Annotated in this window: 15 protein-coding genes and 1 other RNA gene; all 16 read right to left on the bottom strand. The window is 64.0% G+C overall.

Annotated elements, in window-relative coordinates; translation table 11 throughout:
• Nucleotides 1–10: 10 nt before the first annotated feature.
• The gene (gene ftsA / locus KI241_RS04850) at nt 11–1,270 is read right to left on the bottom strand and encodes a cell division protein FtsA (RefSeq protein ID WP_042729562.1); all 1,260 of its coding nucleotides are present in this window, start codon (nt 1,268–1,270) and stop codon (nt 11–13) included.
• Between the two features lie 15 nt (nt 1,271–1,285).
• Nucleotides 1,286–2,152: a cell division protein FtsQ/DivIB gene (locus KI241_RS04845; protein WP_042729561.1), complete on the bottom strand. Its 867-nt coding sequence runs from the start codon at nt 2,150–2,152 to the stop codon at nt 1,286–1,288.
• Nucleotides 2,153–2,155: 3 nt separating this feature from the next.
• Entirely contained in the window at nt 2,156–3,121 is a 966-nt protein-coding gene (locus tag KI241_RS04840) for a D-alanine--D-alanine ligase (RefSeq protein WP_042729560.1), read from the bottom strand.
• Nucleotides 3,118–4,578: a UDP-N-acetylmuramate--L-alanine ligase gene (gene murC, locus KI241_RS04835; protein ID WP_042729559.1), complete on the bottom strand. Its 1,461-nt coding sequence runs from the start codon at nt 4,576–4,578 to the stop codon at nt 3,118–3,120. The genes KI241_RS04840 and murC overlap by 4 nt, the downstream gene beginning before the upstream one ends.
• Nucleotides 4,571–5,641 (bottom strand): undecaprenyldiphospho-muramoylpentapeptide beta-N-acetylglucosaminyltransferase, encoded by a 1,071-nt coding sequence (gene murG / locus KI241_RS04830; protein ID WP_042729558.1) that lies wholly within the window; start codon nt 5,639–5,641, stop codon nt 4,571–4,573. Before murG ends, murC begins: the two co-directional genes overlap by 8 nt.
• Nucleotides 5,631–6,842, bottom strand: coding sequence for a putative lipid II flippase FtsW (gene ftsW, locus KI241_RS04825; RefSeq protein WP_172679751.1), 1,212 nt, complete (start codon nt 6,840–6,842; stop codon nt 5,631–5,633). Before ftsW ends, murG begins: the two co-directional genes overlap by 11 nt.
• Nucleotides 6,843–6,844: 2 nt before the next feature.
• The gene (murD, locus tag KI241_RS04820) at nt 6,845–8,191 is read right to left on the bottom strand and encodes a UDP-N-acetylmuramoyl-L-alanine--D-glutamate ligase (protein ID WP_212803429.1); all 1,347 of its coding nucleotides are present in this window, start codon (nt 8,189–8,191) and stop codon (nt 6,845–6,847) included.
• Nucleotides 8,192–8,196: 5 nt separating this feature from the next.
• Entirely contained in the window at nt 8,197–9,279 is a 1,083-nt protein-coding gene (mraY, locus tag KI241_RS04815; RefSeq protein ID WP_042729555.1) for a phospho-N-acetylmuramoyl-pentapeptide-transferase, read from the bottom strand.
• Nucleotides 9,279–10,646 (bottom strand): UDP-N-acetylmuramoyl-tripeptide--D-alanyl-D-alanine ligase, encoded by a 1,368-nt coding sequence (gene murF, locus KI241_RS04810; protein WP_042729554.1) that lies wholly within the window; start codon nt 10,644–10,646, stop codon nt 9,279–9,281. The genes mraY and murF overlap by 1 nt, the downstream gene beginning before the upstream one ends.
• Entirely contained in the window at nt 10,639–12,102 is a 1,464-nt protein-coding gene (locus KI241_RS04805) for a UDP-N-acetylmuramoyl-L-alanyl-D-glutamate--2,6-diaminopimelate ligase (RefSeq protein WP_042729553.1), read from the bottom strand. Before KI241_RS04805 ends, murF begins: the two co-directional genes overlap by 8 nt.
• Entirely contained in the window at nt 12,102–13,841 is a 1,740-nt protein-coding gene (locus KI241_RS04800) for a penicillin-binding protein 2 (RefSeq protein WP_172679750.1), read from the bottom strand. Before KI241_RS04800 ends, KI241_RS04805 begins: the two co-directional genes overlap by 1 nt.
• Nucleotides 13,841–14,134 carry a cell division protein FtsL gene (gene ftsL, locus KI241_RS04795; protein ID WP_018930128.1) on the bottom strand — a complete coding sequence of 98 codons (294 nt, stop codon included), beginning with the start codon at nt 14,132–14,134 and terminating at the stop codon, nt 13,841–13,843. The genes KI241_RS04800 and ftsL overlap by 1 nt, the downstream gene beginning before the upstream one ends.
• On the bottom strand, nt 14,131–15,078 hold the full coding sequence (gene rsmH, locus KI241_RS04790; RefSeq protein ID WP_047738223.1) for a 16S rRNA (cytosine(1402)-N(4))-methyltransferase RsmH: 948 nt from the start codon (nt 15,076–15,078) through the stop codon (nt 14,131–14,133). The genes ftsL and rsmH overlap by 4 nt, the downstream gene beginning before the upstream one ends.
• Nucleotides 15,075–15,530 carry a division/cell wall cluster transcriptional repressor MraZ gene (gene mraZ, locus KI241_RS04785; protein WP_003205355.1) on the bottom strand — a complete coding sequence of 152 codons (456 nt, stop codon included), beginning with the start codon at nt 15,528–15,530 and terminating at the stop codon, nt 15,075–15,077. The genes rsmH and mraZ overlap by 4 nt, the downstream gene beginning before the upstream one ends.
• A gap of 308 nt (nt 15,531–15,838) precedes the next feature.
• Nucleotides 15,839–16,192: RNase P RNA component class A (gene rnpB / locus KI241_RS04780), an RNA gene on the bottom strand.
• Nucleotides 16,193–16,266: 74 nt separating this feature from the next.
• Complete coding sequence (gene rsmI, locus KI241_RS04775; RefSeq protein ID WP_042729550.1) at nt 16,267–17,172, bottom strand: 16S rRNA (cytidine(1402)-2'-O)-methyltransferase; 906 nt, start codon at nt 17,170–17,172, stop codon at nt 16,267–16,269.
• Nucleotides 17,173–17,343: the final 171 nt, after the last annotated feature.

The raw sequence follows: 17,343 nt of genomic DNA, 5'->3' as shown, positions 1-17,343 counted from the left end.
GAAACCTGTATCAGAAATTGCCTTTGACCCAAGCCTGCAACCGCTCCAGCAGCGGCGCCTTGGCCTCTTCGCTGTTGTAGCTGTCGCGGCTGCCGATGCCGGAGAACGAGATGCCGTCGGACTGCTTCTGCAGGCCGTACATCAACAGACCCACGCCGGTGGAATAGATCGGGTTGCGCACCACGTCATCCAGGCCCTTGACGCCATGGGGCACGCCCAGGCGCACCGGCATGTGGAAAATTTCCTCGGCCAGCTCGACCGCGCCTTCCATCTTCGAGGTGCCGCCGGTCAGCACGATGCCGGCCGGGATCAGGTCCTCGTAGCCGCTGCGACGCAGTTCGGCCTGGATCAGGGTGAACAGTTCGTCGTAACGCGGCTCGACCACTTCGGCCAGGGCCTGGCGGGACAGCTCGCGCGGCGGACGGTCGCCGACGCTTGGCACCTTGATGGTTTCACCGGCGCCGGCCAGTTTCGCCAGGGCACAGGCGTAGCGAATCTTGATTTCCTCGGCGTACTGGGTCGGAGTGCGCAACGCCATGGCGATGTCGTTGGTCACCTGGTCGCCGGCAATCGGGATCACGGCGGTGTGGCGGATGGCGCCTTCGGTGAAGATCGCGATGTCGGTAGTGCCGCCGCCGATGTCCACCAGGCACACGCCCAGCTCTTTCTCGTCGTCGGTCAGCACCGAGTAGGCCGAGGCCAGTTGCTCGAGGATGATGTCGTCGATTTCCAGGCCGCAGCGGCGCACGCACTTCTCGATGTTCTGCGCGGCGTTCACGGCGCAGGTGACCACGTGGACCTTGGCTTCCAGGCGCACGCCGGACATGCCCAGGGGCTCGCGGACGCCTTCCTGGTTGTCGATCACGTAGTCCTGCGGCAGGGTGTGCAGCACCCGCTGGTCGGCCGGGATCGCCACGGCCTGGGCCGCATCGAGCACGCGCTCAAGGTCCGCGGAGCTGACTTCGCGATCACGAATCGCGACGATGCCGTGGGAGTTCAGGCTGCGGATGTGATTGCCCGCCACGCCGACGAACGCCGAGTGGATCCGGCAACCGGCCATCAGCTGCGCTTCCTCGATGGCGCGCTGGATCGATTGCACGGTGGACTCGATGTTCACCACCACGCCTTTCTTCAAGCCACGGGACGGATGGGTACCGATCCCGACGATGACCAGCGTGCCGTCGTCCGCGACCTCGCCTACCAGCGCTACCACCTTGGAAGTGCCGATATCCAGACCGACGATCATTTTTCCGCTTTGCACGTTTGCCATGGGTCCTGCCTCTTCTTAATTCTTCGCGACGGCGGGTTCGGCCGTCGTCGGCGCTACAGGTTCCCGCCAGCCAACAGCCAGGCCGTTGGCGTAGCGCAGATCGATGCGCGCAATGTTCGTAATCTGTTCTTTGAGCGTCTTGTCATAGATGGCAATGAAGCGGCGCATCTTTTCCACCAGGTTGCCGCGACCGAGCAGCAGCTCGATGCCCGGCCCCGAGCTGCCCGCGCCAGTGGTCAAAAACCAGCTGCCGCGCTCACGCAACTCCAGGCGCGCGATGGAGAAGCCCAAGGGCCGCAACATCTGGCTCAACACCTGGTACTGCTGCATCACTTGCTGTTGGGCCCGCTGTGGACCGAACAGTTGTGGCAAATGTTCATAATTGGCCAGTTCCCGAGGCGTGAACGCCTGGCCCTGGTTGTTCAACAGAGACTCGTCGCCCCAACGGGCCACCGGAAGCTGCTCTTCCAGGCGGATCGACACCTGGTCGGGCCACACGCGCCGGACCTCGGCATGGGCGATCCAGGGCATCTGCTCCAGTTCCGTGCGCATGCCCGCCAGGTCGATGGTGAAGAAGCTCGACGCCACGAATGGCGCGATCCGCTGCTGCACGGCCTGCTGGCTGATGTAACTCAGGTCGCCCTGCACGTTGATCCGGGCGATCGGCCGGTCGGCATAAGGCAGCAGCCGCTGGGCCCCTTCGTACGTACCGAACCCCAACGCCACCAGCAGTACCGGCCAGAACAGGCTCTTGAGAAAACCAAAGTTGGCTTTCGGCAAGCGCGCCGACATCGGCTCCTTGGCCACCATTCGGCTGGCACCCCGCGGCACCGGCTTGCGACCGGGTGCGGATGGCTGATGACGAAGCGATGCGCCTTGCATGGCTTAACCTCTTGGCTCTTGCGGGCCGACACTGGCCGCCAGGATCGACAGCACCAGTTGCTGGAAGTCCAGGCCGGCGGCACGCGCCGCCATCGGCACCAGGCTGTGATCGGTCATGCCGGGGGCGGTGTTGACTTCCAGGAACCAGAATTGCCCATTGGCGTCCTGCATCACGTCCGCCCGGCCCCAACCGGCGATACCCAGCGCCTCACAGGCCTTGGCCGTGAGGTCCATCAGTTCTTTTTCCTTGGCGCTGTCCAGTCCGCAGGGAATGCGGTACTGGGTATCGTTGGCGACGTACTTGGCGTCGTAGTCGTAGAACGTGTGCGGCGTGCCCAGCGCAATCGGCGGCAACACCTGGTCACGCAGGGTGGCGATGGTGAACTCGGGACCGGCGATCCACTGCTCGACCAACACTTGCGAATCGTAGGCGCTGGCGTCTTTCCATGCCGTGGTCAACTCAGGCAGCGAATTCACTTTCGCCATGCCGATACTTGAACCTTCATGAGCCGGTTTGACGATCAGCGGGAAGCCCAGTTCCGTGGCCGCAGAAATACAATCGGCCTCGCTCGCCAGCACCGCGTGACGTGGCGTCGGAATGCCGAGGCTGTGCCAGACCTGCTTGGTGCGCAGTTTGTCCATCGCCAGGGCCGAAGCCAGGATGCCGCTGCCGGTGTAGGGGATGCCCAGGCACTCGAGCAGGCCTTGCATGCTGCCGTCTTCACCGCCGCGACCGTGGAGAATGATGAACGCGCGGTCGATCTTTTCGCTCAGCAGGCGTTGCAGAAAGTCATCGCCCACGTCGATGCCGAACGCGTCGACACCGCCGCTTTGCAGGGCTTGCAGCACGGCGTTGCCAGATTTGAGGGATACCTCGCGCTCGGCGCTCTTGCCACCGAACAGCACGGCAACGCGGCCGAAGGCTTTCGGGTCGAGGGTCGAGACCAGGTTGGCGTAGGCAGCAGTCATTTCAGTTTCCCCTCGCTGGAGGCCACGATGGCACCGGCGAATAACGGACTTTTCAACAGTTTCGGGGCCAGCCCGCCGATGTCACCGGCGCCCTGGCACAGCAGGATGTCGCCGGCACGCAACAGCGGCTTGACCAGCGGCGCGAGGTCCACGCCACGCTCGATGTAGATCGGGTCCAGCTGGCCGCGCTGGCGGATGCTGTGGCACAGCTGGCGGCTGTCGGCACCGGGGATCGGCTCTTCGCCGGCCGGATAGACTTCCATCAACAGCAGCACGTTGGCGTCGGTCAGCACCTGGACGAAATCGTCGTACAGGTCCCGCGTACGGCTGTAGCGGTGCGGCTGATAGACCATCACCAGGCGCCGCTCCGGCCAACCACCGCGCACGGCCTTGATCACCGCCGCGACTTCGGTTGGGTGATGGCCGTAGTCGTCCACCAGCATCACGTTGCCGCCGTCCACCGGCAGCTCGCCGTAGACCTGGAAGCGCCGGCCCACGCCCTGGAACCCGGACAGGCCCTGGACGATGGCTTCATCGCTGACGCCTTCATCGGTGGCAATGCAAATGGTGGCCAGCGAGTTGAGCACGTTGTGGTTGCCCGGCATGTTTACCGAGACGTCCAACGGCTCACGGTCGGGGCGCAGCACGGTGAAGAAGGTCTGCATGCCTTGCTGGCGCACGTTGATGGCACGTACGTCGGCTTCTTCGCTGAACCCGTAGGTGACGGTCGGACGCTTGATCAACGGCAGGATCTCGCGCACCACCGGATCGTCCAGGCACACCACCGCCAACCCATAAAACGGCAGGTTGTGCAGGAATTCGACGAAGGTTTTCTTCAACTTGTTGAAGTCGCCGTCGTAGGTCGCCATGTGGTCGGCGTCAATGTTGGTGACCACGGCCACCAGCGGTTGCAGATGCAGGAAGCTGGCATCGCTTTCATCGGCTTCGGCGATCAGGTAGCGGCTGGTGCCCAGCTGGGCATTGGTGCCCGCGGCATTGAGGCGACCACCGATCACGAAGGTCGGGTCCAGGCCACCGGCGGCGAACACCGAGGCGATCAGGCTGGTGGTGGTGGTCTTGCCGTGGGTCCCGGCGACGGCGATGCCGTGGCGGTAGCGCATCAGCTCGGCCAGCATCTCGGCACGCGGCACCACAGGGATGCGTCGTTCCAGGGCGGTGGCGACTTCCGGGTTGGACGTGTTCACGGCGCTGGACACCACCAGCACGTCGGCATTGGCGGCGTTCTCGGCGCGGTGGCCGATGAAAATCTGGGCGCCGAAGGTTTCCAGGCGCTCGGTGACCGGGGACGCCTTCAGGTCGGAACCCGAGACCTGGTAGCCCAGGTTCAGCAACACCTCGGCAATTCCGCACATGCCTACGCCGCCGATACCGACGAAGTGGATACGGCGGATGCGGCGCATTTCCGGCTGCGGCATGGCTTTGCGATTCTCAACCATGGGCCACCTCCAGGCAGGTGTCGACCACTTGGGCCGTAGCATCGGGTTTGGCCAGGCGGCGCGCGGCGCGGGCCATGTCTTCAAGTCGTTGCGGCTGCATCAAAACCTCTGTCAGGCGGGCGGCAAGATCCGCGGCGCCAGTCGTTCTTTGCGGCATCAGGAAGGCTGCGCCTTCACGGGCCAAATAATCGGCATTGCGGGTCTGGTGGTCGTCGATGGCGTGGGGCAAAGGCACCAGCATCGAGGGCAGACCGGCGGCAGCCAGTTCGCTGATGGTCAACGCGCCTGCGCGGCAGATCACCAGGTCGGCCCAGCCATAGGCTTGGGCCATGTCTTTGATGAACGGCTGCACCTGCGCCTCGACGCCAGCGGCGCGATAGCGCTCGGCAGTCACTTCATCGTGGTTTTTGCCGGCCTGGTGAAACACTTCCGGGCGCAGGTCGGGGGCGACCTGCGAGAGGGCTTCGGGCAGCAGTTTGTTCAACGGCTCTGCCCCCAGGCTTCCGCCCAGGACCAGCAAGCGCGCCTTGCGTCCAGCCAGGGCTGGGCGCGGTGTATCGAGAAACAGCTCGGTACGCACCGGATTACCGGTGGTGCGGCGGCTGCCCGACAGGGTAAAGGTGTCGGGAAACGCTTCACAGACCCGGGCGGCCAACGGCACCAGTAACCGATTGGCGGTACCGGCCACGGCGTTCTGCTCGTGAACGATCACCGGCACGCCGGCCAGTTTGGCCGCGAGGCCACCCGGGCCGGTCACATAACCGCCAAACCCGACCACGCAGACCGGCCGCAACCGACGGATGATCGCCCGCGCCTGCCAGACCGACTTGAGCAGCATCAGCGGTGCCTTGAGCAGCGACAGCTTGCCCTTGCCCCGCAGACCGCTGGCGTTGATCCGGTGCAGCTCCAGGCCGGCGCCAGGCACCAGCTCGTTTTCGATACCCCGCGGCGTACCCAGCCAGTGCACGGTGTAGCCGCGCGCTTGGAACTCCCGGGCACAGGCCAGCGCCGGGAAGACATGCCCGCCGGTTCCGCCGGCCATGATCAGCACGTTAGCGCCCATGAGTCGGCTCCTCGGCGAAGTCGCTCTCGTGGAATTCCATCTCTTCGCTGCCCAGGTGGGTTCGACTTTCCCATTCGATGCGCAGCAACAAGCCGAGGCAGGCACAGCAGATCACCAGGGAGCTGCCGCCATAACTGAGGAACGGCAGCGTCAGACCCTTGGTCGGCAGCAGGCCGACGTTCACGCCGATGTTGATCAGGAACTGGCCGATCCACAGGAAAGACAGCCCATACGCCACGTAGGCGGCAAAAAACTGCTTGGCTTTCTCGGCCCACAAGCCGATGTACATGCCGCGCACGCAAACGAACACGAACAGCGCCACGGTGCACAGCGAACCCACCACACCCAGCTCTTCGGCCAGCACCGAGAACACGAAGTCGGTGTGGGCTTCCGGCAGGTAGAACTGCTTCTGCACGCTGTTGCCCAGGCCCACGCCCAGCCATTCGCCACGCCCGAAGGCAATCAGTGCCTGGGTCAACTGGTAGCCGGAACCGAACTGGTCGGCCCACGGATCGGTGAAGGTAATCAGTCGCGCCATCCGATAGGGCTGCGCCTGCACCAGCACGGTCACGGCCGCCACCGCCAGCGCCACCATCAGGATGAAGCGGAACAGCCCGACGCCACCGAGGAACAGCATCGCCGCGGCCGCGCCCATCATCACCACCGTGGCGCCGAAGTCCGGCTCCATCAGCAGCAGGCCAGCCATCGGCAACAACACGATGAACGGCTTGAAGAAACCCATCCAGCTTTCGCGCACTTCTTTCTGGCGCCGCACCAGGTAACCGGCCAGGAAGATCACCACGAAGACCTTGGCGATTTCCGAGGGCTGTACGTTGAAGAAGCTGAAGCCGATCCAGCGCATCGAACCGTTGACCTCGCGGCCGATGCCCGGCACCAGCACCATCACCAACAGGCCGAAGGCGCCGAGCAGCATCATCCAGCCCAGGCGCTGCCACGTGGCGATCGGCACCATCATGGTGACCACGCAGGCACCGAGGCCGATCACCAGGTAAATCAGGTGGCGGATCATGTGATAGAGCGTGTTGCCCGATTGCACCGCGGCCACTTCCGAGGACGCCGAGGTGATCATCACCAGGCCCAGGCCCAGCAGGGCCAGGCAACCGGCGAGCATCGGGAAATCCAGGTCGATGCCACGCCCGGTGATCAGCGGCGACGGGTATGGCTTGATGACATTCATCAGGCTCATGCCAAGTCCTCCGCGGCCCGGGCGAACAGCTGTCCGCGTTCTTCGTAATTCTTGAACATGTCGAAACTGGCGCAGGCCGGCGACAACAGGACGGCATCGCCGGGTTGAGCCAGGGCGCGGCATTGCTGCACCGCTTCGTCGAGGGAGGCGACGCGAACCAGCGGCACGGCGTCGCCGAGCGCCTGGGCGATCAATTCGCGGTCACGGCCCATCAGCACCACGGCGCGGCAGTTGGCCGCCACCGGGTCACGCAGGTCCTTGAAGTCGGCACCCTTGCCGTCGCCACCGGCGATCAGCACGAGCTTGCCTTCGATGTCCGCACCCAGCCCTTCGATCGCCGCCAGGGCGGCGCCGACGTTGGTGGCCTTGGAGTCGTTGTACCAGGCCACGCCATCGAGGTCGCGCACCCACTGGCAGCGGTGCTCGAGGCCGGCGAAAGTGCGCAGCGCCGAGAGCATGGCGTCGAACGGCAGGCCGACGGCGTACCCGAGGGCCAGGGCGGCCAATGCGTTGGCCTGGTTGTGGGCGCCACGGATCTTCAGTTCGCGTATAGGCATCAGGTTCTGGAATTCGAAGGCCAGGTATTTCTCGCCGTTCTCTTCCCGCAACCCGAAACCCTTGAAATCCGGCACGCCCAGGCCGAACGACCAGCACGGCAGGCCTTCGCCCAGCAGCGGACGGGTCAGGGCATCCTGGCGGTTGAACACCACCTGCCGGGCGCCGCGGAAGATCCGGTGCTTGGCCAGGTGGTAAGCCGGCAGGCCGCTGTAGCGGTCCATGTGGTCTTCGCTGATGTTCAGCACGGTGGCCACTTCAGCGCCCAGGTGGTCGGTGGTTTCGAGCTGGAAGCTGGACAACTCCATCACGTACAGCTCGACGTCGTCACTGAGCAGATCCAGCGCCGGTGTACCGAGGTTGCCGCCCACGGCGACCCGCTTGCCGGCCGCGGCCGCCATCTCGCCCACCAGGGTGGTGACGGTGCTTTTCGCATTGGAACCGCTGATGGCGATGATGGGCGCTTTGGCGTTGCGCGCGAACAGCTCGATGTCGCCGGACAGCTTCACCCCACGGGCCGCAGCCGCTTGCAGGGCCGGGGTCGCCAGGGCCAGGCCGGGGCTCACGTAGAGCTCGTCGGCGCGGCACAGGAACTCGACGTCCAGGTCGCCACAACGCACGTCCACCTGCGGATAGTCACGCCGCAGCGTGGCCAGCTCAGGCGGATTTTCCCGCGTGTCGGCGACGGCAAACGACACGCCCCGGTTCGCTAGGAAGCGAACCAGGGACATGCCGCTCTTGCCGAGGCCGACAACGATGCGGAAATGGTCGGAAGCGATCAGGGACACGCGTTCTACCTCAGTTTCAGGGTGGCAAGGCCGATCAGCACCAGAATCACGGTGATGATCCAGAAACGGACGATCACGCGCGGCTCGGGCCAGCCCTTGAGTTCAAAGTGGTGGTGGATCGGCGCCATGCGGAATACGCGGCGGCCGGTCAATTTAAACGACGCAACCTGAATGACGACTGACAGGGTTTCCATCACGAACACGCCGCCCATGATGAACAGGACGATTTCCTGGCGGACGATAACGGCGATGGTGCCCAGGGCCGCGCCCAGAGCCAGCGCGCCGACGTCGCCCATGAAGACTTGTGCCGGGTAGGTGTTGAACCACAGGAAGCCCAGGCCGGCACCGATCAGTGCGCCGCAGAACACGATCAGCTCGCCCGCCCCCGGTACATAAGGGATCAGCAGGTATTCGGCGAATTTCACGTTACCCGACAGGTAGCAGAAGATCCCCAGCGCGCCGCCGACCATCACCGTCGGCATGATCGCCAGGCCGTCGAGGCCATCGGTGAGGTTGACCGCGTTGCTCGAACCGACGATGACCAGGTAGGTCAGCACGATGAAGCCGGCGCCCAGTGGAATGCTGTAGTCCTTGAGCATCGGCAGGATCAGGGTGGTTTCCACCGGCGAAGCGGCGGTCATATAAAGGAAGATCGCCGCGCCGAGGCCGAACACCGATTGCCAGAAATACTTCCAGCGGCTGGGCAGCCCACGGGAGTTCTTCTCGATGACCTTGCGGTAGTCATCGACCCAGCCGATGGCACCGAAAAACAGAGTCACCAGCAGCACGACCCAGACATAGCGGTTCGCTAGGTCGGCCCAGAGCAGGGTACTGATGCCGATGGACGACAGGATCAGCGCGCCGCCCATGGTCGGGGTGCCGGATTTGGACAGGTGCGATTGCGGGCCGTCGTTACGCACCGACTGGCCGATCTGCAGGTTCTGCAAGGTGCGGATCATCCACGGGCCCAGGAACAGCGACAACGACAGCGCGGTCAGCACACCCAGGATCCCGCGCAGGGTCAGGTACTGGAAGACCGCGAAGCCTTTGTAGAACTGTTGCAGGTACTCCGCTAGCAGCAGCAGCATTAATGTTTCTCCATACGGGTGCCGCACAGCGCCGCGACGATGTTTTCCATCGCAGCGCTACGCGAGCCCTTGATCAATAAGGTGGTGTTCGGATCCTGCTCGGCGCCCAGCGCCTGGATCAGCTCGGCCTGGGTGGTGAAGTGCCGGGCGTTCTCGCCAAAGGCGGCGACCGCGTGGGCCATCATCGGGCCGACGGCGTACAACGCGTCGACCTTGCCGCGGGCATAGGCCCCCACATCGTGGTGGCCCTGCTGGGCCCAATCGCCCAACTCGCCGATATCTCCCAGTACCAGCACGGTGCGACCGGTAAAACCGGCGAGGATATCCACCGCCGCGCACATGGACGTCGGGTTGGCGTTGTAGGTGTCGTCGATGACCCGCATGCCGTTGCTGGCCAACTGCGCGACGCAACGGCCCTTGACCGGTTGCACCGCGTTCAGCCCGGCGACGATGCCTGGCAGCGACACGCCCAGGGCATGGGCCGCCGCCGCTGCGGCCAGGGCGTTGGCAATGTTATGGGTGCCGAGCAGGTTCAACTGCACTCGCTCGGCCCCGTCGGGGCTGTGCAGGTTGAAGGCCGGGCAACCGCGTGCGTCACGGTCCAGGTCGCTGGCGTAGAAATTGGCGGCGAGGTTACTCAAGGCAAAGGTCAGCACCTTGCGTTCGCCCGCCCGGGTCTTCCAGATTTCGAAGGCCTTGTCGTCCAGGTTCAGCACGGCGATGCCATCGGCTTGCAGCCCTTCGATGATCTCACCCTTGGCCTCGACGATCTTGTCCGGCCCGCCGAACTCGCCGACGTGGGCGGTCCCGGCATTGTTCAGCACCGCCACATGCGGCTGGGTCAGGCCCACGGTGTAGGCGATTTCGCCGAGCCGCGAAGCGCCCAGCTCGATGACCGCGGCCGTGTGCTCCGGTGCCAGCTCCAGCAGGGTCAATGGCACGCCGAGGTCGTTGTTCAGGTTGCCCCGGGTCGCCAGCACGGGCCCACGGGTGCGCAGGATGCTGGCCAGCATTTCCTTGACCGTGGTCTTGCCGCTGGAGCCGGTGATGGCCGCGACCGGGTTGCCATACGCCGCGCGATTCAGCGCACCGAGTTGGCCCAGGGCCTGGCGCGTGTCGTCGACCAGCAACTGTGGCAGCGCGCTGTTGGTCACTTCGCGCTCGACCAGCGCCGCGACTGCACCTTTGGTCGCTACGTCGTTCAGGTAATCGTGGCCGTCGAAGCGCGGGCCGGTCAGGGCGACGAACAACTGGCCCGGCGCAATGGCCCGGCTGTCGATGCTGACGCCGTTGAAGGTGGCGTCCGCGGCGATGAGGCGCGCATTCAGGGCGCTGGTCAATTCGCTGAGCGTCAGGGCCTTAAGCATGGGCCACCTCCCACGCGGTCAGGGCGTGATCCGCTTCCACCAGGTCGGAGAAGGCATGGCGCACGCCGTTGATTTCCTGGTAGTCCTCGTGGCCCTTGCCGGCCAGCACGATCACGTCGTCCGCCGAAGCGCCGGCGATCAACTGGGCGATGGCCTGGCCGCGACCGGCCACGAAGGTGACGTTGTCCGCCACCGAGAATCCGGCACGGATGTCGTCGAAAATCTGCAACGGGTCTTCGGTCCGTGGGTTGTCATCGGTGACCAGCACGCCGTCGGCCAGCCGCTCGACCACTTCGGCCATCAGCGGGCGCTTGCCGCGATCGCGATCGCCGCCGCAGCCGAACAGGCACAGCAACTTGCCCTTGGCATGGGGCCGCAGGGCCATCAAAACTTTTTCCAGCGCATCGGGCGTATGGGCGTAGTCGACCACCACCAGCGGTTGCGTGCCGCCACCCAGGCGCTGCATGCGCCCGGCCGGGCCTTCGAGCTTGGGCAGGACCTTGAGGATTTCGTCCAGCGCGTAGTCCAGGCCCAGCAAGGCGCCGATGGCGGCCAGTACGTTGCTCAGGTTGAAGCGACCGAGCAAGGTGCTGCGCAAATGGTGTTCGCCCTGGGGCGTGACCAACGTGGCGCGCACGCCCTCGTCATCGAACTGGGCCTGGCGTACATAGAGGTAGGCACCCGCGTCTTCCAGGCTGTAGGTGATCAGCCGGGACTCGTGCGAGTCGGCGGCCAGTTGCCGGCCGAACGCGTCGTCGATGTTGATGACCCGGCATTTCAGGTCATTCCAGGCGAAGAGCTTGGCCTTGGCTTCGCCGTAGGCCTGCATGGTGCCGTGGTAGTCCAGGTGATCGCGGGACAGGTTGGTCAGCACGGCGACATCGAACGCCAGCGCGGTCACGCGTCCCTGATCCAGGCCATGGGAGGACACTTCCATCGCGACGGCCTTGGCACCGGCCTTTTTCAGGTCGGCCAGGGTCGCTTGCACGGCGATCGGGTTCGGCGTGGTGTGCAGGCCGCTGGCCAAGGCGCCATGGAACCCGCTGCCCAGGGTTCCGACAATGCCGCAGTGCTGGCCGAGCAGGTCCAGGGCCTGGGCCACCAGTTGGGTCACGCTGGTCTTGCCGTTGGTGCCGGTCACGCCAATCAGGTTCAGGTGGCGGCTCGGGTCGCCATAGAAGCGCCCGGCGATGTCCGACAGTTGGGCCGCCAGGCCCTTGACCGGAATCAGCGGGACGTCGGTGATCGGCAACACCGTCGCGCCCTGCACTTCATAGGCCACGGCCGCCGCGCCACGCTGGAGGGCGTCGGCGATATGGGCACGGCCATCGAAACGGGCGCCCGGCACCGCCAGGAACAGATCGCCGGCACGCACATTACGACTGTCCAGGGCCAGCTCGCGAATCAGCAGGTCGTGCCCGGCATGGGCAAAAATCTTGTTCAGGCTCAGGGACATCAGCCGCGCCCTCCTTCGGCTTTCAAGGGAACGACCGGTGCGGTACTGGCTTGCTGCGTCGGCGGCAGGTTATCCGGGGTGATGTTCATCAGGCGCAGGGTGCCGGACATCACTTTGCTGAACACCGGCGCCGAGACCAGGCCACCGAAGTAACCAGCCTTGCTCGGTTCGTCGATGACCACGACGATGGCGTAGCGCGGATCGCTCATCGGACCGAAGCCGGCAAACAACGAACGGTAGGAGTTCTCGGCATAGCCCTTGGTGCCCACGGAAGTCTTGCGGGCCGTACCGGACTTACCGGCGACATGGTACGCCGGCACCTGGGCACGGAAGACGCCCCGGGGCGCCTCGATCACCTGTTGCAGCATGCCCTGCATGGTCTTCGCGACGTTCTCCGGGATCACCTGGGTGGTCTGCGGGGCCTTGTCGGTCTTGATCAGGGTCAGCGGCGCGATGCGCCCGTTGTTCGCCAGCGCGGAAAACGCGTGGACCAACTGGATCGCCGTCACCGAAACGCCGTAGCCGTAGGACAGCGTGGCCGTCTCGGCCTTGCGCCAGTCGCGGTAGTTGGGCAGGTTGCCGACCCGTTCGCCCGGGAAGCCCAGGCCGGTGTCCTGGCCGAGGCCGATCTTCTGCGCCAGGCGGTAGATGGTCTCGCCGCCAATGTCGAAGGCGATCTTGCTCATGCCCACGTTACTGGAGTTGATCAGGATGCCGGTCAGGTCGAGCACCGGGCCTTCGGTCTTGGACACGTCACGAATGGTGTATTTGCCGATCTGCAAAGTGCCTGGGTACACCTCGACGGTATCGCTCGGCTTCCAGCGACCGGTTTCCAGGGCGGCGGCCATCGACACGGCCTTCATGGTCGAACCCGGCTCGAATACGTCGATCATCGCGCGGTTGCGCATCATCGCCGGCTGCAGGTTGCGACGGTTGTTCGGGTTGTAGGTCGGCTGGTTGACCATGGCCAGGATCTCGCCGGTCTTCACGTCCATGATCACCAGGCTGCCGGCCTTGGCACCGTTCTCGACGATGGCATTGCGCAGTTCGCGGTTGGCCAGGTATTGCAGGCGCAGGTCAATGGACAACGCCAAGGGCTTGCCGGCCTTGGCGTTCTTGGTGACCTGGACATCCTTGATCAGCCTGCCGCGCCGATCCTTGATGACCTGGCGCTTGCCGGCGACGCCAGCGAGCCATTCGTCATAGGCCAGCTCGACCCCTTCACGGCCGCGGTCATCGATGTCGGTAAAGCCGACCATGTGGGCCGTGACTTCACCGGCCGGGTAGAACCGCCGGAACTCTTCGATGCCATAGACGCCCGGCACTTTCAGGTCGAGCACACTTTGGCCTTGCTCAGGCGTCAGCCCGCGCACCAGGTAGATGAATTCTTTATTGGCCTGGGCTTCAAGGCGTTCGGCCAGAGCCTTGGGATCCTGCCCGAGGGCGGCTGCCAGCGCTGGCCACTTTTCCTTGGCCAACTGCATTTCCTTGGCGTTGGCCCACAAGGTGGTCACAGGGGTACTCACCGCCAACGGCTCGCCATTGCGGTCGGTGATCAGGCCACGGTGGGCCGGGATCGGAATGTGTCGCACGCTGCGCGCGTCGCCCTGCCCCTTGAGGAAGTCACGGTCGACGACCTGCAGGTCGATGATGCGCCAGGAAATCGCCGCCACCATGATCCCGAGCAACCCCAGGACCAGGCGGAACCGCCACGGGAACAATGCCCCTTCGAGCTTCATCATGGCGCCACCATCTGCACTTCGGCAGCGCCGGGAATGCGCATCTTCAGTTGTTCGGTGGCCAGTACTTCGATGCGGCTATGGGCGGTCCAGGTGCTCTGCTCCAGGATCAATCGCCCCCACTCGGCCTGCGCCTTGTCGCGCACGCTGAGTTCGTTGTAGAGGGTATTGAGCAACTGCCGGTTCCAATGTGCGCTATAGGACACGCCGATGGCCGACACGAGCACGCCGATGAACAGCAGCAGCATGAAAAAGCTGCCGCCTGGCAGGGGCTTGGCGAAGAGCTTGCTCACCGCAACTTCTCCGCGACACGCATGACCGCACTGCGGGCACGCGGGTTGGCCTTGAGTTCGGCTTCGGAGGCGAACTGCGCCTTGCCGTGGATCTTGATTTTCGGCACAAAGGCTTCGAAACGCACCGGCAGGTTGCGTGGCAGATTATCGGCCTCGCCCTTGGTGAGCTTGCGCATGAACAGCTTGACGATGCGATCTTCCAGGGAGTGGAAGCTGATCACCACCAGCCGGCCGCCGACTTCCAGGGCGTCGAGCGCCGCTTCGAGGCCGGCCTCGAGGTCGCCCAGTTCATTATTGACGTGAATGCGCAAACCCTGGAAAGCCCGGGTCGCCGGGTTCTTGCCCTTCTCCCAGGCCGGGTTGGCAACCTTGAGCACCTCGGCCAGATCGCCAGTGCGTTCGAAAGGCTTGATGTCGCGGCGCTCGACCACGGCACGAGCCATGCGCCCGGAGAAACGCTCTTCACCGTATTCCTTGAAGACGCGGGCGATTTCTTCTACCGAGGCGGTGTTGACGAATTCGGCGGCGCTGATGCCCCGGGACGGGTCCATGCGCATATCCAGCGGGCCGTCGTTGAGGAAACTGAAACCGCGCTCCGGGTCGTCCAACTGCGGCGAAGACACGCCCAGGTCGAGCAACACGCCACTGACCTTGCCGGCCAGGCCGCGCCCAGCGACCTCCGCGCCCAGCTCGGCAAAGCTGCGCTGCACAACGACAAAGCGGCCGTCTTCGGCCGCCAGCGCTTGCCCGGTGGCAATCGCTTGAGGATCTTTGTCGAATCCCAGCAGGCGACCACCCGGCCCCAGCTGGCTGAGGATCAACCGGCTGTGCCCGCCGCGACCGAACGTGCCGTCCAGATAGCAGCCATCAGGACGTACCGCGAGCGCCTCGACGGCCTCGTCAAGCAGTACGGTGATGTGGTTAAAGCCGCTATCAGTAGTCACAGGATCAAATCACGCAGTTCGTCAGGCATGGCGCCCGGTTGTTGAATAGCAGCAAGGTCAGCGGCAGAAACCGCATTCCAGGCATCTTCGTCCCATAGCTGGAACTTGTTCAGCTGGCCGACCAGCATCGCGCGCTTGTCCAACTTGGCGTATTCGCGCAGACGCGGTGGAACCAGGAAACGACCGCTGCCGTCGAGCTCGAGATCGACGGCATTACCGATCAGCAAACGCTGCAGCCGGCGGTTTTCTTCACGCAGCGAAGGCAGTGCGCGCAGTTTGGTTTCAATGATTTCCCACTCATCCAGAGGGTAAACGCACAGACATGGGTCAACGGCATCGATCGTGACGATTAATTGTCCCGAACTTCGCGAAACGAGCTCGTCACGATACCGGCTCGGCATGGCGAGACGGCCTTTTGCATCGAGACTGATAGCGTTGGCTCCGCGAAACACGTCAGCGTTTCTCCACTTTTTGGCGTTTTACCTTCAAAAAAACCCACTTCATGCCACTTTCCGCCACTTGCGCACACTATAGGAATGCGCCCACCGCACCGTCAAGGCACGGATTGCAGGAAAAGCCTTATAGATCGGAGATTTAGGAGCGTTTCAGAAGGGTTAACGGGAATCTGACGTAGGAATTTTCACCCCAACCCGAGCAGGCACAGGAAGCTGCGCGCACAAGTTAAAGTGATTTATTAAGAGTAAGATTTTTTTGGTCTTAGGAATTGCGTCTGCCAGTGATTCAGGCAGGAAGGGAAAAGGTGGAGAGTCGATCTGTAAGCCGGGTTCTGTCTTGAACAGTCATTCGTCTACGATGGCCATCACTGGACATCTTTAGCAACCTACCCGGTCCCAGCGCGGGCCACGCCTTGGGACCCTATTTGGTCTTGCTCCAAGTGGGGTTTACCTAGCCACGAACTGTTGCCAGCCGTGCGGTGCGCTCTTACCGCACCTTTTCACCCTTACCGGCGCCGAAACGCTTAGGCGGTTATTTTCTGTGGCACTTTCCGTAGGCTCACGCCTCCCAGGCATTACCTGGCACTTCGCCCTATGGAGCCCGGACTTTCCTCCCCCCTCTAATTCTCATAGAGGGCAGCGACTGTCCGATCGACTCTCCGCCGCGAAGGTTAACGGTAGAGCGCCCGAAGAACAAGCGCTAAAAGCCTTTGGCCAGCCCGGCGCCCCGGTTTCATTGCCCCTTCTGTTTATCCAGCGCGACCTGGTACAACACGTTCTTGCGCTCGCCGGTAATCTGCGCCGCGAGGGCAGCGGCGCGCTTGAGCGGCATTTCCTCCAGCAGCAGGTCGAGGATGCGCATCGCTTCGCTGCTGACCGCATCTTCACTGTCCGGCGGCGTCCAGCCCGCCACCAGCACGACGCACTCACCGCGCTGCTGGTTGCTGTCGCTTTCGACGAAGGCGCGCAACTGCGCCAGGGGTAAGCCTTTGAGTGTCTCGAAGGTCTTGGTCAATTCGCGGGCCAGCAACGCCGGCCGCTCAGCACCGAATACCAGCTCCATGTCCTGCAGGCATTCGAGGATGCGGTGCGGCGCTTCATAGAAGATCAGCGTGCGCGGCTCTTCCTTTATAGCCTCCAGGCGCGCCCGACGCCCCACCGCCTTGGCCGGCAGAAAGCCTTCGAAGATGAAACGATCCGACGGCAGGCCCGCCGCGGACAATGCCGCGATCAAGGCGCACGCCCCCGGCACCGGCACCACGTTGATGCCGGCGGCGCGGGCCTGGCGCACCAGGTGATAGCCTGGGTCGGAAATCAGCGGTGTGCCCGCGTCGGAGATCAGCGCGACGTTGTCACCGGCCAACAGCCGGGTAATGAAACGGCTGCCTTCGTCTCGCTCGTTGTGCTCATGGCAGGCCGCCAACGGCGTGGAGATGCCGAAATGCTGCAGCAGGCGCTGGGAATGGCGCGTGTCTTCGGCGGCGATGAGGGCCACGTCCTGCAGGATTTTCAGCGCCCGGGCGCTGATATCGTCCAGGTTGCCGATGGGCGTCGCCACCACATAAAGCGAGCCGGCAGCGGAATTCAAAGCACCTGGAGCAGTCAAAACGCACACCTCATGATCGGTAAAAGCCGCCATTGTAGCGTGTGCAGGACGTCTCGGCTGTTCACGTAAGCCGTTGTGGCGAGGGAGCTTGTTCCCGCACCACAGGGCAATACCTGTCTTTTGTGCTGCACCGCACTCTTTGAAATACCTAAATTGACCGATTCACGCCACTAACATCGCGCCCCGGCCAGTGCTTGGGTACAA

Origin of the sequence: Pseudomonas sp. Cab53 (assembly GCF_018325965.1) — a bacterium.
GTDB lineage: Bacteria > Pseudomonadota > Gammaproteobacteria > Pseudomonadales > Pseudomonadaceae > Aquipseudomonas > Aquipseudomonas chlororaphis_E.
This window is presented reverse-complemented; position numbering and strand designations above follow the sequence as displayed.